The organism is Vibrio sp. Isolate33 (assembly GCF_022397895.1).
GTDB classification, from domain to species: Bacteria; Pseudomonadota; Gammaproteobacteria; order Enterobacterales; family Vibrionaceae; genus Vibrio; species Vibrio pomeroyi.
Map to the genome: position 1 here is coordinate 145,623 of NZ_JAKEUP010000006.1, position 14,570 is coordinate 160,192.

Consider the following 14,570-nt stretch of genomic DNA (forward strand, 5'->3'; position numbering starts at 1 on the left):
TATTTCTTATCTTTGTTTTTGTAATCGCTTGGAATTGGATTGTCGATGAATTTTTCTGTTTTAATGTCTTTATATCATAGAGAACAGCCTAATTATTTTAATGATGCTATGAGGAGTCTGTTTGAACAGACAGTGAAACCTAACGAGGTTGTTATTGTTCATGATGGACCTTTGAATAAGGGGCTTTACGATGTAATTGACGCCTGGAGTTTAAAGTTAAATATAGTTCAGGTTGTATTGCCTGAAAATAGAGGTTTAGGAATAGCATTGAATGCTGGCTTGAAAGCCTGTAAATATGATTTGATTGCTCGTGTAGATACAGATGACATAAATGAAAGAAACAGGTTTGAACTTCAATTGTTAGAGTTTGAAAATAGTATTAATCTAGCTGTTTGCGGATCAAATATTAAAGAGGTAAACTGTTCGGACTTGTCTTTTATTTCCAATAGGAATGTTCCTGAAAGCCATTGTGAAATAATGAGAACCTGTATTAAACGTAATCCGTTTAATCATATGACGGTAATGTTTAAAAAAGAAGTTGTCCAAGCTGTTGGAAACTATATGGATATGACTTCGATGGAGGATTGGTACCTTTGGATACGAATTCTAGCAAAAAATTATGAGTGCACCAATATACAAAAGGATTTAGTTAAAGCTAGAACTGGTCTAGAAATGATGCAAAGACGCTCTGGGTTTAAATATATTGGGTATGAATTTTCTTTGACAAGGAAAAAAATGGCATTATTTCCCGAGCGTAAGCTATTGTCCATAAGGTATTTTTTTCTAAGATCAATTCCTCGATTATTGCCTAAGCCAGTTTTGGCAAAGGTATATTTATTAACCAGGAGAGAGGTATGAGAGGTAGAATTGCTATTTCTGGCAGTTCTGGTTTTATTGGTTCAGCTCTTTGTGATGTATTGAATTGCGATTGCTATACTTTATCCAGAAATGACATTTTAAAAGAAGCGAATTTGGACCGTTTTAACAAGGATATAGATACAATTATCCATCTTGCTGGTCTTGCTCACTCTAGTTCTTTTTCTGAAGAAGAATATCAATCAGTTAATGTTGACGGAACTTTACAGTTAGCAATTAAAGCTGTGAAAGCTGGAGTTAAACGTTTTGTATTTGTCAGCTCAATCGGTGTAAATGGTATTGCAACTTTTGAAGAGCCATTTACAATTACTTCTGAACCATCGTTACATAACCATTTCGCACAGTCCAAACATAGAGCAGAGATCGGCTTAAAAAAAATTTCACAAGACACAGGTTTGGAAGTGGTTATCGTACGCCCTACTTTAGTGTATGGGCTAAACGCCCCTGGAAACTTTGGTGCATTGACTCGCTTAGTAAATAGACTGCCTATGTTACCTTTTGCTCTAGTAAATAATAAGCGTGATTTCATATCGTTGATGAATTTAGCTGATCTTCTCATTGCTTGTGCTTCACACCAAGACGCAGCAGGTCACACTTTTCTCGCTTCAGAAAGTGAAACGGTTTCCACCAAAGAATTTACAAACAAAATAGCTAAAGGCCTTGGTAAAGAAGTCTACCAACTGCCTGTCCCCATAAGCCTAATGCGATTCGCTGGTAAGTTGCTTGGCAAGTCTGCGATGGTTGAACAGTTGGTAGGTAATTTGCAAGTGGATTCATCGGACTTGGCAAAAGTGTTAGGTTGGGTTCCCCCATATACGATGGAAGAGTCAATGGCGCTTTTAAAAAAACAAACTAAAGAGAGCAAGTAATGATACGTATTTTAGATTTTTTAGCAGCGCTTTTCGGTTTACTGCTCTTGTGGCCGATACTACTAGTTGTTGTCATTATTGGTCTTTTTGATACCGGTTCACCAATTTTTATTCAAGAACGCGTGGGTCGCAATAAAAAAACATTTAAACTCATCAAGTTTCGCACCATGTCGGTTGAGACAAAATCAGTAGCAAGTCATTTAGCTAGTGAGGCTTCCATCACAAAGTTTGGTGGTTTTTTACGTAAAACTAAAATTGATGAGCTACCGCAATTAATCAATGTTGTGAAGGGTGAAATGAGTTTAGTCGGCCCTCGCCCAAACTTGTTGAATCAAGCAGAGTTGATTAGAGCGCGTGATGCACGAGGTGTGTATGATGTTTTACCTGGTGTAACAGGCTTAGCTCAAGTTCAAAATATTGATATGTCTACACCAGAGTTGTTGGCTAGAACAGATAAATATATGATTGATACATTAAATCTAAAATATTACTTCAAGTACATTTTGATGACAGCGACCGGCAGTGGTTCTGGTGATGCAGTTAAATAATCTTCATTCTTAGAACTAGTCCTTATTCTTTCGACTCTTGTTCTTCTAATCATTGGCCTAGTGATTTGAGAGCTTCAGGCATGAGAGTATTGTTAGTGTAAACTCCTTTCTTAATCCGGTCCAAATACCCCAATATTTGAAAATTGTCGAACCGTTGGGGTATTTATATCAATAAAAAATTAAAGCGCGAATTAAATATTCGGGTTATCTTTTGCTAATTCTCTTTGCGAACTTAAATCATGTTCAACACATCCCACTCATGCAGTCTTTGTGGTTTATTAAATACTCATAAATAAGAATAACTTTATGCAACGTCTAAACTTCATTTGGCACCTTTCTCGTTTAAAAAAGCGGGTTATCAGTGTTTCTATTGATGCTTTACTCATTATATTTTCTCTGCACATTGCTTTGTGGACAAGGCTAGGCGATTTCCAATTTTTGAATGATGGTGATAATTTATTACTGACAGGCTTAACAGTAATAACGACGGTGCTTATTTTTACCAAATTAGGGCTTTATCGCGCAGTACTTAGGTATCTCACCTTTCAAGCGCTGTTTGTGGTAACTGCAGGCGCAATATTGTCGGCAATCTCTTTGGCTCTGTTTGCTTATTATTTGCAAGAACCAGTCCCTCGTACGGTGCCTATTATTTACGGTGCTTATTTAGCCTTGTTATGTGGTGGTTCTCGTTTGGTTGTTCGCAATCTTGTCGCGACGACTTCACCGTCGAAAGATTCACGTGAAGAAGTATTGATTTACGGTGCGGGTTCTGGCGGTCGACAATTGGCTGTCGCGTTAAGAGCATCTGAAAACTATCGAGTACGCGCCTTTATTGATGAAGACAAAACGCTCACCAATACCATGATTTTAGGCTTGCCAGTTATTGTATTAGACAAAGCCGAAAGATTGATTGAAAAGCACAACGTTTCTAAAATCTTGCTCGCGATCCCCAGCGCTTCTCGCGCTCGCCGTAAGCAAGTGTTGGATTTGCTGGCGAAGTTGCCTGTTGAGATTCAAACTGTTCCTGAAATGGTCGATATTGTTTCAGGTAAAGCGAAAATTGATGAACTGACCGATGTACCTATCGAAGATTTGCTCGGTCGTGATGCGGTCGCACCTCAGCAAGTTCTGATGGAGGCTAACACCAAAGGCAAAGTGGTGATGGTGACCGGTGCGGGCGGCTCTATTGGTTCTGAACTTTGTCGTCAGATCCTAAAACAACAACCTAAAACATTAGTGTTGTTTGAAGTGTCTGAGTTTGGCTTGTACCAAATTGATCGCGAGCTTTCTTTAGTGAAAGAAACCAAAGGTTATGATGTTGAAATTGTGCCTTTACTAGGTTCCGTTCAGCGCTCACATCGCTTATTAACCTCAATGCAGTCTTTTGGCGTACAAACGGTCTATCACGCTGCGGCTTACAAACATGTTCCGTTGGTTGAGTACAATGTAGTCGAAGGGGTACGCAACAATGTGTACGGCACCTACTATACGGCGAAAGCGGCGATTGAAGCTGGTGTTGAATCTTTTGTGCTTATCTCGACAGACAAAGCGGTACGCCCTACCAACGTGATGGGCACAACTAAACGTATGGCAGAATTAGGCCTGCAGGCTTTAGCGCAACAAGAGAATCAAAAAGAGCATGGCACACGTTTCTGTATGGTTCGCTTTGGCAATGTGCTTGGATCGTCTGGTTCGGTCATTCCTCTGTTTAAAAGGCAGATTAAAGCCGGAGGCCCACTCACCGTGACTCACCGCGATATTACTCGTTTCTTTATGACCATCCCTGAAGCGGCGCAATTGGTTATTCAGGCGGGTGCCATGGGCAAAGGCGGCGATGTGTTTGTTCTTGATATGGGCGAATCGGTGAAAATTACTGACCTTGCTGAAAACTTGATCAACCTTTCAGGTCTCTCTGTTAAAAATGAAGAGAACCCCCATGGTGATATTGAGATCCAATTCTCGGGCCTACGCCCTGGTGAGAAGCTCTATGAAGAGTTGTTGATTGGCGATAACGTAGCCCCAACCGCTCATGAGCGAATCATGACTGCACAAGAAGTGTTCTTACCGATTAACGAATATGACACACTGCTGGAATCTTTGGATTTTGCTTGTCATAACTTAGAGCATGATACGATTCGTCAGCTTCTGCTTGATGCGCCAACAGGCTTTAAGCCGACAGACGGGATTGGTGATTTGGTTTGGAATGCTGCTCAGTCACAAGATATGTTTTTTCTAGAACCTAGAACCTAGAACCTAGAACCTAGAACCTATATTGAATTCGGTTATTTGAATTATGACTTTCTGTTGGCGTGTTTTTTACACAATTCTTTCGAAGGTGTTCTGTTTATTGTCCATAATTACTGTGAGCTTTAATAGCGATATGAGGCAGTAATCATGATAATAGATATTTCATCTAATCGAGAAATTGAAGAAAGTTTGGATCAAATATTGTGGGATGATTTTAGCTTTCAATATGTTACCAACAAAACCACAGTGATAGAGCAACCAGTGGTGCATGATCTACAGTCACAGGGCGATGATGAAGATCATGACACTGAGATTAATCTTCTAAACTGAAAAGCTATGAGGTTATTGTTGTTCCGCTTTTTCAATATAGATGGTGGGGATATAAGTGTTCATATCCCTACTTCACACCCTCCTAAAATGATATTTTTTTTCACATCCGATCCGCCTACCTGCGACGTTTCTTGATCTTCCGCTACAGTTTTGACTGTAAACTGTAGTAAAATTACGCTAATTTGTTTTTATACCGATTTATTTTGAATTGAACGAGGTCAGTCCTATGTCAGCTAAGAAGCCTATGGCTCTAGTGATCCTTGACGGTTACGGTTACCGTGAAGACAACCAAGACAACGCTATCGCGAACGCTAATACACCTGTATTAGACGGTCTTATTGCTAACCAACCTAACACGCTAATCTCGGCTTCTGGCTTAGATGTAGGCCTACCAGATGGCCAAATGGGTAACTCTGAAGTGGGTCACACCAACATCGGTGCGGGTCGCGTGGTATATCAAGATCTTACTCGTATTACTAAGTCAATTTCAGATGGTGAGTTTGGCCAAACTGAAACGCTAGTTAACGCTATTGATAAAGCGGTTAAAGCAGACAAAGCGGTTCACATCATGGGCCTTATGTCGCCAGGTGGCGTTCACTCTCATGAAGATCACATCTACGCAGCTGTTGAAATGGCAGCAGAGCGTGGCGCAGAGAAAATCTACCTACACGCTTTCCTAGACGGTCGTGATACACCGCCACGTAGCGCAGAAAACACATTAGCGCGCTTCCAAGAGTTGTTCGCTAAGTTAGGTAAAGGTCGTGTTGCTTCTCTTATTGGTCGTTACTACGCAATGGATCGTGATAACAACTGGGATCGCGTTCAAGAGTCTTACGACCTGCTGACTCAAGCAAAAGCTGAGTTTACATTCGACACTGCAGTTGCTGGTCTAGAAGCAGCTTATGCTCGTGACGAAAACGATGAGTTCGTTAAAGCGACGGAAATCAAAGCGGAAGGCGAAGAGTCTGCAGCTATCGTTGATGGCGATGCGGTTATCTTTATGAACTACCGTGCTGACCGTGCTCGTGAAATCACACGTGCATTCGTTCCTGATTTCGATGGTTTTGCTCGTAACGTATTCCCAGCGATCGATTTCGTGATGTTGACTCAATACGCAGCAGACATTCCTCTTCTATGTGCATTCCCACCGGCTTCTCTAGAGAACACTTACGGCGAATGGTTATCGAAGGAAGGCAAAACTCAACTACGTATCTCTGAAACAGAGAAATACGCGCACGTTACTTTCTTCTTCAATGGCGGTATCGAAGACGAGTTCGAAGGCGAAGAGCGTCAACTTGTTGCTTCTCCAAAAGTAGCAACTTACGATCTACAGCCAGAAATGAGCGCACCAGAGCTGACTGAAAAGCTAGTTGCAGCAATCAAAGGCGGCAAATATGACGCTATCGTTTGTAACTTCCCTAACTGTGACATGGTTGGCCACACTGGCGTTTACAATGCAGCAGTGAAAGCCGTAGAGTCTCTAGACGAGTGTCTTGGTAAAGTGGTTGAAGCAATCAAAGAAGCTGACGGCCAACTGCTTATCACAGCAGACCACGGTAACGCAGAAATGATGGTTAACCCAGAAACGGGCGGCATCCACACAGCGCATACTAACCTACCAGTTCCACTAATCTATGTAGGTAGCAAAGACGTTGAGTTCAAAGAAGGCGGTAAGCTGTCTGACCTTGCACCAACAATGCTTTCTCTATCTGGTATCGCAATCCCAGCTGAGATGTCAGGTGATGTGATCGTTAAGTAATCACTTAACTTTCATCGAATACTAGAACGGCTGCGCGCGAGTGTAGCCGTTTTTTTGTATCTAGAATTTGAGTATAGATGCGAGATACGAGTAAGCGGGATGCGAAGAGCGAAGAGCAGATTCGGGATACGGGTCGTGACAGGACTAAAAGCAGAGAAAGAAATCCTTCTTTGTTTCTGTTCGTATCCGTCACTCGCTACTATCATTTTGCTTTCAAAACCGAACGCTCAAAATCCAGTAACCGCTCTTTGCGGTTCATGCCGCCGGTATAGCCGGTTAATGTTCCATTAGCACCACCCACAGCTCTTACTGCTTTTGGGTTATCCATTCTTTTCGCTTGCTCACCGTAGCTGATGGTTTCGCCATAAGGAATGGTCGTTAAAGCCAGCCAAGCTGCTTTTTGAAAGTCCGTGCCTTTTGTCGCTCTTAATGGCAAATCAAAATTTGTACGTTTCCCTGCGAAGTACTCATCTAACTGTTTCACCGCCAGTTGGCAAAGGTCATCTGGATTGCTAGTCATTAGCTCTTCGTGATTTATATGTTCAATTTCAATAAGCGACACACCATTACTCACAATGATCATCTTGCCAATCGGTGCGTCATAAAGCATTTTGTAAGTGGTGTCTTCCATGTCATCTTCCTTCTTTTTGTCTCTTTTCCGTTTGTAAGATCTTCTCATCTCGATACCCGAATCTCTCATCTGCTTTTCAAGCTCTTCGTATCTCGTTTACTCGCATCCCGCAGCTGCTTTAGCTCTTACACGAAGAGCAAACAAGTACCCTGACACACCACCCATGATGTTCCCCAAGGCTAAGCCAATAAACAACCCTTCAACACCATCGATTTGGCTGCCGGCCCAAGCGAACGGCAAGGTAAACACAAACAGGCGCATGAAGCTCCATTGAAAGGCTTTGAGTGGTTGATGCATTGCATTCATAGCGCTGATTAGCATCATTACAATGCCTTGGAATCCATAGCTAAATGGGACAACTAACAGGTAGTGCCACAAAATGCCTCGTACGGATTCTTCTTGAGAAAAGAGGGCGGCTAAAGGGATGCTCAATGGCACCATCATCAAGAAAATCAAACCCTGAAATAGCACAGCAAAACGCATGCTTAAGAACAGGGCTTTAAAACTGCGTTGTGGGTTATCAGCACCAAAGTTTTGTGCCATAAAAGGCGTGAGAGCAGAGGTTAAAGACATCAACACGATGATCAGAATCGATTCAATACGTTGGGCTGCTCCGTAAGCCGCCACGGCTTCTGTTCCTTGTTTGGCTAACATCATCATGATAATGGCACCAGCGATTGGGTTTAGGGCATTAGAAAGAGCAGCAGGTGTACCGATGGTTAAGATCTGTTTCCAGTCATCGATGATGTTTTTTAGCTTAGGTGGAGCAAGCAGCTTTTCTCGCATGGTTAACACATACAGTGAGCCACACAACGCCCCAAACCAACTGAATCCGCTAGCAATGGCTGCGCCTTGAATTCCTAGTTCAGGAAAAGGTCCGTAACCGAAGATCAGCAGTGGGTCGAGAATACCGTTAATAAGGCCGGCCAACATCATGATCTTGGCGGGTGTTTTGGTATCACCACTGGCTCGTATTGAGCTGTTGCCTGCCATAGGAATGACAAGCAGTGGTATCGCTAAATACCAGACCGACATGTACTCGGATATTAATGGCAGTAACTCAGGTTCTGCTCCCAACAGTGTAAACATAGGCTCTAGCGTTACGAGCCCCAGTGTTGATGCAAAACCCACAAGCAGCACCGCAAGTAATAAACCATGACAAGTAAAGCGAGCTGCATTTTGCGCGCAGCCTTGACCCAGTAACCGTCCGATACATGTCGATAAGCCGATGCCGATGCCCATTGTGATGCAGTTGATGGCGAAGGTGACTGGAAAGGTAAAGCTTACGGCAGCAAGAGCTTGTGTGCCGAGTAATGAAATAAAGAAGGTATCGACAAGGTTAAACATCAAGATCGCCACCATACCGAAGATAGTCGGTATTGTCATAGTGCGCAGAGTGTCTGCTATCGGGGCTGTAAGAAGCCCGTGTTTATCTTGCATGTAAAACGCCGGCTGAAACGAAAGGAGTAGGATAAACAGATGTGGTCGGGAAGGGAATAGCTTAAAGAACAGATACGAGATGCGGGTAAACGAGTATCGAAGATCTCAAGGGCGAATTTGAGGCCTGATAAAAGTATTCAGACATTTACACACCGCTTAGAGCATTCTCAACTGACTTCGTCATTCCCTACAGCGAGGAACGAGCGCAGTTGGGAATCTCTGGCGACTATCTAGTTATCCATGTGCTGTTTGAGATTCCAGACACGAAAGAGCAGATACGAGTAAACGGGATTCGGGATGCGAAGAGCTTGAAGAGTAGATACAAAGAATTAGACGAGGGTAACGTGATTCGAGATACGAAAAGCAAAAACAAAGAAGGATATCTTACTTTCTACCTGCTCTTGCCTTTTGCTCTTCGCCACTCGTTTACCCGAATCCCGTCGCTGCTCTTATTCTCTTCGCTACTCGTTTACTCGCATCCCGTATCTGCCCCTTAGATCACAATTTTTCTCTTTCACCCCTTGGGATCTTCGGCATCGCCCCAACATACTCTTTAACCCCATGCCAATCGTGGCAACTATCAAATTAAATGGAAATTATCAGGAGATACGACCGATGAATATCCGTCCTCTACACGACCGAGTTATCGTTGAGCGCCAAGAAGTTGAATCTAAATCTGCTGGTGGCATCGTTCTAACTGGTTCTGCCGCTGAAAAATCAACTCGCGGTACAATTCTAGCTGTTGGCAAAGGCCGCATTCTAGAAAACGGTTCAGTACAACCATTGGACGTTAAAGTTGGCGACACTGTTATCTTTGCTGAAGGCTACGGCACTAAATCAGAAAAGATCGACGGTAAAGAAGTTCTGATCATGTCTGAAAACGACATCATGGCGATCGTTGAGTAATCCGACCCATAAAACTGAACTGACTGAATAAAGAATTTAAAGGAAATAAAGATGGCTGCTAAAGACGTTAAATTTGGTAACGACGCACGTATTAAAATGCTAGAAGGTGTAAACGTTCTGGCTGACGCTGTAAAAGTAACGCTTGGTCCTAAAGGCCGTAACGTTGTTCTAGACAAATCATTTGGCGCACCAACAATCACGAAAGATGGTGTTTCTGTTGCACGTGAAATTGAACTTGAAGACAAGTTCCAAAACATGGGCGCGCAAATGGTTAAAGAAGTGGCTTCGCAAGCGAATGACGCAGCGGGCGACGGTACAACGACAGCAACCGTTCTTGCTCAAGCTATCATCACTGAAGGCCTAAAAGCCGTAGCTGCTGGCATGAACCCAATGGATCTTAAGCGCGGTATCGACAAAGCGGTTATCGCTGCAGTTGAAGAGCTTAAAGGCCTTTCTGTTCCATGTTCTGATACAAAAGCTATCGCTCAAGTTGGTACTATCTCTGCGAACTCTGATTCGACAGTGGGTAACATCATTGCTGAAGCGATGGAAAAAGTAGGTCGTGATGGCGTAATCACAGTTGAAGAAGGTCAGGCTCTACAAGACGAGCTAGACGTAGTTGAAGGTATGCAGTTCGACCGCGGTTACCTATCTCCTTACTTCATCAATAACCAAGAAGCGGGTTCTGTTGATCTAGAAAGCCCATTCATTCTTCTTATTGACAAGAAAGTTTCGAACATCCGTGAACTTCTTCCGACTCTAGAAGCGGTTGCTAAGGCATCTCGTCCACTTCTTATCATCGCTGAAGACGTAGAAGGCGAAGCGCTTGCAACTCTAGTTGTGAACAACATGCGTGGCATCGTAAAAGTGGCAGCGGTTAAAGCACCTGGTTTCGGTGATCGTCGTAAGTCTATGCTTCAAGATATCGCGATTCTAACGGGCGGTACGGTTATCTCTGAAGAGATCGGTCTAGACCTTGAGAAAGTAACGCTAGAAGACCTAGGTCAAGCTAAGCGCATTACGATCACTAAAGAAAACTCGACTATCATCGATGGTGCGGGCGACGAAGTGATGATCCAAGGTCGCGTTTCTCAAATCCGTCAACAAATCGAAGACGCAACTTCAGACTACGACAAAGAGAAGCTTCAAGAGCGCGTAGCTAAGCTAGCTGGCGGTGTTGCAGTAATCAAAGTGGGTGCTGCTACTGAAGTTGAGATGAAAGAGAAGAAAGACCGCGTAGAAGATGCACTTCACGCAACTCGTGCTGCAGTTGAAGAAGGTGTGGTTGCTGGTGGTGGTGTTGCACTTATCCGTGCTGCGTCTAAAGTTGCTAACCTTGAAGGTGACAACGAAGAGCAAAACGTAGGTATCCGTGTTGCACTACGTGCAATGGAAGCGCCTATCCGTCAAATCACTAAGAACGCAGGCGATGAAGAGTCTGTGGTTGCTAACAACGTTCGTGCTGGCGAAGGTAACTACGGTTACAACGCGGCGACTGGCGAATACGGCGACATGATTGCAATGGGTATCCTAGATCCAACTAAGGTGACTCGTTCTGCATTACAATTCGCAGCATCAGTTGCTGGTCTTATGATCACAACAGAAGCAATGGTAACAGACAAGCCTCAAGATTCAGCTCCTGCAATGCCTGATATGGGCGGTATGGGCGGTATGGGTGGAATGGGCGGTATGATGTAATCATCCCCTTTCTTTATAGCAGAGAAAGCCATACATAAGCTTTAAAGCGGAGACTTCGGTCTCCGTTTTTTATGTTTAAAGAGCAGATACGGGATGCGAGTAAGCGTGATACGAAGAGCCTGAAAAGCAGATTCGAGATGCGGGCAATCGGGATGCGAAGAGCGTAAGAACGGATACGAGATTCGAGTGAGCGGGGTACGAAAAGATTAAGAGTAAGTTCGAAATTACAAGCGACCATTGAACAGAAGTCTCTAGGTTTGGTACTTTTCTAGAACTTTTCTATTGGGTGCTTTTGAGATGATTAGGTTTTCGATCTTTAGGTAGAAATTGTGCTTTATAGAAAACTTGATGTTTGGCAGCGCAGTCGTCTGCTGTCTATCTCTGTTTACCGGGAGATGGTTTGTTGTCGTGATTACGGTTTCAAAGATCAGATTACTCGCAGTGCTTTATCTGTACCTAGCAATATCGCTGAAGGCTGTGAGAGAAAGTCTCTTAAAGAGCGTAAACACTTCTTTGCCATCGCAAAGGGCTCCATCGGTGAGTTTGCAACTCAAACTGACATAGGCTCTGAAGTTGGGTTCATTTCCAAGGAGAACGGTACACAATGGCAATCTGAAGCACTTCATATATCTCGCATGTTAGGCGCCTTAATCAAATCACTAGAACAATAAACCTTTTGTTCTTTGCATCTCTTTTACTTGTATCTCTTATCCGCTCTTATTCTTTTCGCATTTCGCATTTCGCATTTCGCATTTCGCATTTCGCATCTCGAATCCCGTATCTGCTCTTAATCATTGCTCTTTATGATTTACAGTCTTATATTCAACAGTACAGTTATGACATCGATTTAACATGGATAGCTGTTGAATAAAGGACAATAAATGCTTGATTGATAATGTATAAATCAAGTTAACAATAAGTCAGTGGAGACTCCCCAATGAAAAAACTACTTTCAGTACTTGCTGTGTCGGCAGCGGTAATGGCACCTGCGGCATTCGCTTCTTCGCCAGTTATGTTTTCAACAATCAACGGCTTCAACGCACCTGATTCAGATGCAGTTGGTGGTGTGCGCTTGGCTTTACTTCACGGACAAGTTAACGATCTTAAAGGTCTTGATCTTGCGGTTGTTGGTATGTCAGAAACACAAACCACAACAGGTGTGAACCTAGGTATTTTTGGTGCATCTAAAGTGAACCAAGAGATGACAGGTGCGTCACTGGGTTTCTTCAACTGGAACACAGGCCAAACAACGGGTCTTAACTTAGGTGCCGTGAACATCACTAACGATGTGAAAGGCGCGAACGTGAGTTTCGTAAACTACTCTGAGGGCGACACTATGGTCGATGTTGGCGCAGCTAACCTTTCAGAAGTGTCTACGGTTCAGGTTGGTATCTTCAACAAAACCAACAAAATCGAAGGCGTACAGATTGGTCTGATCAACTGTGCTGACAACGGTTTCTTCCCGTGCTTCCCGATTGTGAACTTTGCTAAATAAGACGGTATCTGAACCTTTAGTTTCACTATCGGCGAGCGACTTTCTTATCTAGATTTAAAGCTATTCTCACGCCTAGGCTTTTTTGCTTAGGCGTGATTAGTTGTAGTCGTAACTTTCATCCAATCCCCGCAAGTTACCCAATAAGCATGTTGTTTTATATTTAATGTTGCGACATTTTTATTTATAAGTACAATGTTCGATAAATTCCCAACGATGATTTATATGCTTTGATTAATCACCATACCGTCGATTTTAAAAGGGCTTTCTTAAGCCTGACCGCCATTTTTTTAGTAGTTTTGAGCTTGTTGCTCGTTGATTCAGCGGAAGAATCAGATAAACAGTATGGAATTGAAAACCAAGGCGTGACACGCTCTTTAACCGAGCTCACACAGATCATTAATGCGCTTGAGTACAACATCACTGCGCTTTACCCATTGCATGGAGATACTTATGTATTTTCGCATGACAAAAAGGTAGAGGGTGAGACGTGTTACTTCATTAGTGACGAGCAGCAAGCCCCTCGTTTTGACTTTATGTTCTCTGGCCCGAGCGAGATGTGTGACCCTAATTCAGAACTTTATTCTGAAGCGGCCAAGCGCTTATTCATCGCACCTACCATGGCTTATTTTGCCAATACTATAGAGACCATCTCTGCGATTTACTTCATCTCGAAAGAGAAGTTCATCATCTCTTCGCCTTCTGATTTTGCGAGTTACATTAAGGGCGATACCTTTGATTCAGTGGTGAATAGCCGTCCTTATTGGGTGAATACGATTCGCTTTGGTCTCTCTCAGGGCAAAGAGCAGGTGGTGTATACCGGGCAATATGATGACTACCTGACCGGAAAAAAAGTCGTGACCTTAACCAAGGGGATATACGTCGACGGCGAGTTCAAAGGTGTGTTAGGCGTTGATGGTTATGTCTCTAATCTCGTATCGAATCCAACACATGGTTATGAGGTGACGAGTGTCAGAGGTGCCAACAAATATGGCCTGATGGACTTTACCCACTCACGACCTTTGTATGTCGATGGCATCAACACACAGCTATACCTGACTATCGAAGAGGATAAGAGCGAGCACTTCTTACATGTGTTGGAGATGGAGCGTGTTCAGTTGTTCATATTGCTGGCTTTGTATCTAGTCTCCGCGTTGTCGCTGTGGCGCTTCTATACCAAACAAGAACATAAGCGTTTAAACGATTTAGCGATGCAAGACCCTCTGACAGGGTTATTGAATCGACGCGGTTTTGAAGCTCGGTTATTGGCACAAGATGAAGAGCCGATTATTGGGGTTGGTGTGTTTGATATCGATGACTTCAAGGTGGTGAACGATCAACATGGTCATAAGGTAGGGGATGAGGTGATCTGCCACGTTGCTCAACTGATGATGAACAGTGTTAGGCAACAAGACATTGTGGCTCGCTTTGGCGGTGAGGAGTTTGTCGTCGCGATCACGGGTGAGTCATCTGAATTGCTTTCATCGATCTTTGAGCGAATTCAGAACGACATCAGCTTGCAGAGCTACCGATGCCCAACAGGCGATAAAATCAGTATATCGGTCTCTGGCGGAGCGACGCTCTACTCTCTGTATAAATTCGACAGTGTCGGACACTTGTGGGAAAACCAGAGTATTCGTTCGTCTGATGAACAGCTCTACAAAGCTAAGGCTGCGGGTAAGAATCAAGTCTGTATTGAGGTGTATTAGCAACTCACCAAATAACGAAAAGCCTAGTCGATTGACTAGGCTTCTTTGTATCAGTGGTCGTGCAT

12 protein-coding genes are annotated in these 14,570 nt (G+C 43.4%); 10 read left to right on the forward strand and 2 right to left on the reverse strand.

All coding sequences use genetic code 11. The features are described from left to right. The first annotated feature begins 45 nt into the window (after nt 1-45). From L1D37_RS11795 to gpmM, 5 genes are all read left to right on the forward strand, one after another. Entirely contained in the window at nt 46-858 is an 813-nt protein-coding gene (locus tag L1D37_RS11795; protein ID WP_239848006.1) for a glycosyltransferase, read from the forward strand. After that, on the forward strand, nt 855-1,745 hold the full coding sequence (locus tag L1D37_RS11800; RefSeq protein WP_239848007.1) for an NAD-dependent epimerase/dehydratase family protein: 891 nt from the start codon (nt 855-857) through the stop codon (nt 1,743-1,745). The genes L1D37_RS11795 and L1D37_RS11800 overlap by 4 nt, the downstream gene beginning before the upstream one ends. Next, the gene (locus tag L1D37_RS11805; RefSeq protein WP_239848008.1) at nt 1,745-2,293 is read left to right on the forward strand and encodes a sugar transferase; all 549 of its coding nucleotides are present in this window, start codon (nt 1,745-1,747) and stop codon (nt 2,291-2,293) included. Before L1D37_RS11800 ends, L1D37_RS11805 begins: the two co-directional genes overlap by 1 nt. A 306-nt stretch (nt 2,294-2,599) precedes the next feature. Beyond that, nucleotides 2,600-4,543: a nucleoside-diphosphate sugar epimerase/dehydratase gene (locus tag L1D37_RS11810; RefSeq protein ID WP_239848009.1), complete on the forward strand. Its 1,944-nt coding sequence runs from the start codon at nt 2,600-2,602 to the stop codon at nt 4,541-4,543. A gap of 553 nt (nt 4,544-5,096) precedes the next feature. Then, nucleotides 5,097-6,629 carry a 2,3-bisphosphoglycerate-independent phosphoglycerate mutase gene (gpmM, locus tag L1D37_RS11815; protein ID WP_239848010.1) on the forward strand — a complete coding sequence of 511 codons (1,533 nt, stop codon included), beginning with the start codon at nt 5,097-5,099 and terminating at the stop codon, nt 6,627-6,629. Nucleotides 6,630-6,831: 202 nt separating this feature from the next. On the opposite strand, the gene L1D37_RS11820 is transcribed toward gpmM, so the two are convergent. Then, entirely contained in the window at nt 6,832-7,260 is a 429-nt protein-coding gene (locus tag L1D37_RS11820; protein ID WP_239848011.1) for a methylated-DNA--[protein]-cysteine S-methyltransferase, read from the reverse strand. A 96-nt stretch (nt 7,261-7,356) separates the two neighbouring features. Continuing rightward, nucleotides 7,357-8,700, reverse strand: a complete 1,344-nt coding sequence (locus tag L1D37_RS11825) for an MATE family efflux transporter (RefSeq protein ID WP_239848012.1) — start codon at nt 8,698-8,700, stop codon at nt 7,357-7,359. A 615-nt stretch (nt 8,701-9,315) separates the two neighbouring features. On the opposite strand from L1D37_RS11825, the gene L1D37_RS11830 reads away from it, so the two are divergent. From L1D37_RS11830 to L1D37_RS11850, 5 genes are all read left to right on the forward strand, one after another. Beyond that, nucleotides 9,316-9,606: a co-chaperone GroES gene (locus L1D37_RS11830; RefSeq protein WP_017061289.1), complete on the forward strand. Its 291-nt coding sequence runs from the start codon at nt 9,316-9,318 to the stop codon at nt 9,604-9,606. 51 nt (nt 9,607-9,657) lie between these two features. Continuing rightward, the gene (groL, locus tag L1D37_RS11835) at nt 9,658-11,304 is read left to right on the forward strand and encodes a chaperonin GroEL (protein WP_048607778.1); all 1,647 of its coding nucleotides are present in this window, start codon (nt 9,658-9,660) and stop codon (nt 11,302-11,304) included. Between the two features lie 329 nt (nt 11,305-11,633). Continuing rightward, complete coding sequence (locus L1D37_RS11840) at nt 11,634-11,975, forward strand: four helix bundle protein (protein WP_239848013.1); 342 nt, start codon at nt 11,634-11,636, stop codon at nt 11,973-11,975. A 266-nt stretch (nt 11,976-12,241) separates the two neighbouring features. Then, a complete protein-coding gene (locus L1D37_RS11845; protein WP_239848014.1) occupies nt 12,242-12,799 on the forward strand; it encodes a phaC PHA synthase in 558 nt (185 codons plus the stop codon). A gap of 281 nt (nt 12,800-13,080) precedes the next feature. Then, nucleotides 13,081-14,505 carry a diguanylate cyclase gene (locus L1D37_RS11850; protein ID WP_239848039.1) on the forward strand — a complete coding sequence of 475 codons (1,425 nt, stop codon included), beginning with the start codon at nt 13,081-13,083 and terminating at the stop codon, nt 14,503-14,505. Nucleotides 14,506-14,570: the final 65 nt, after the last annotated feature.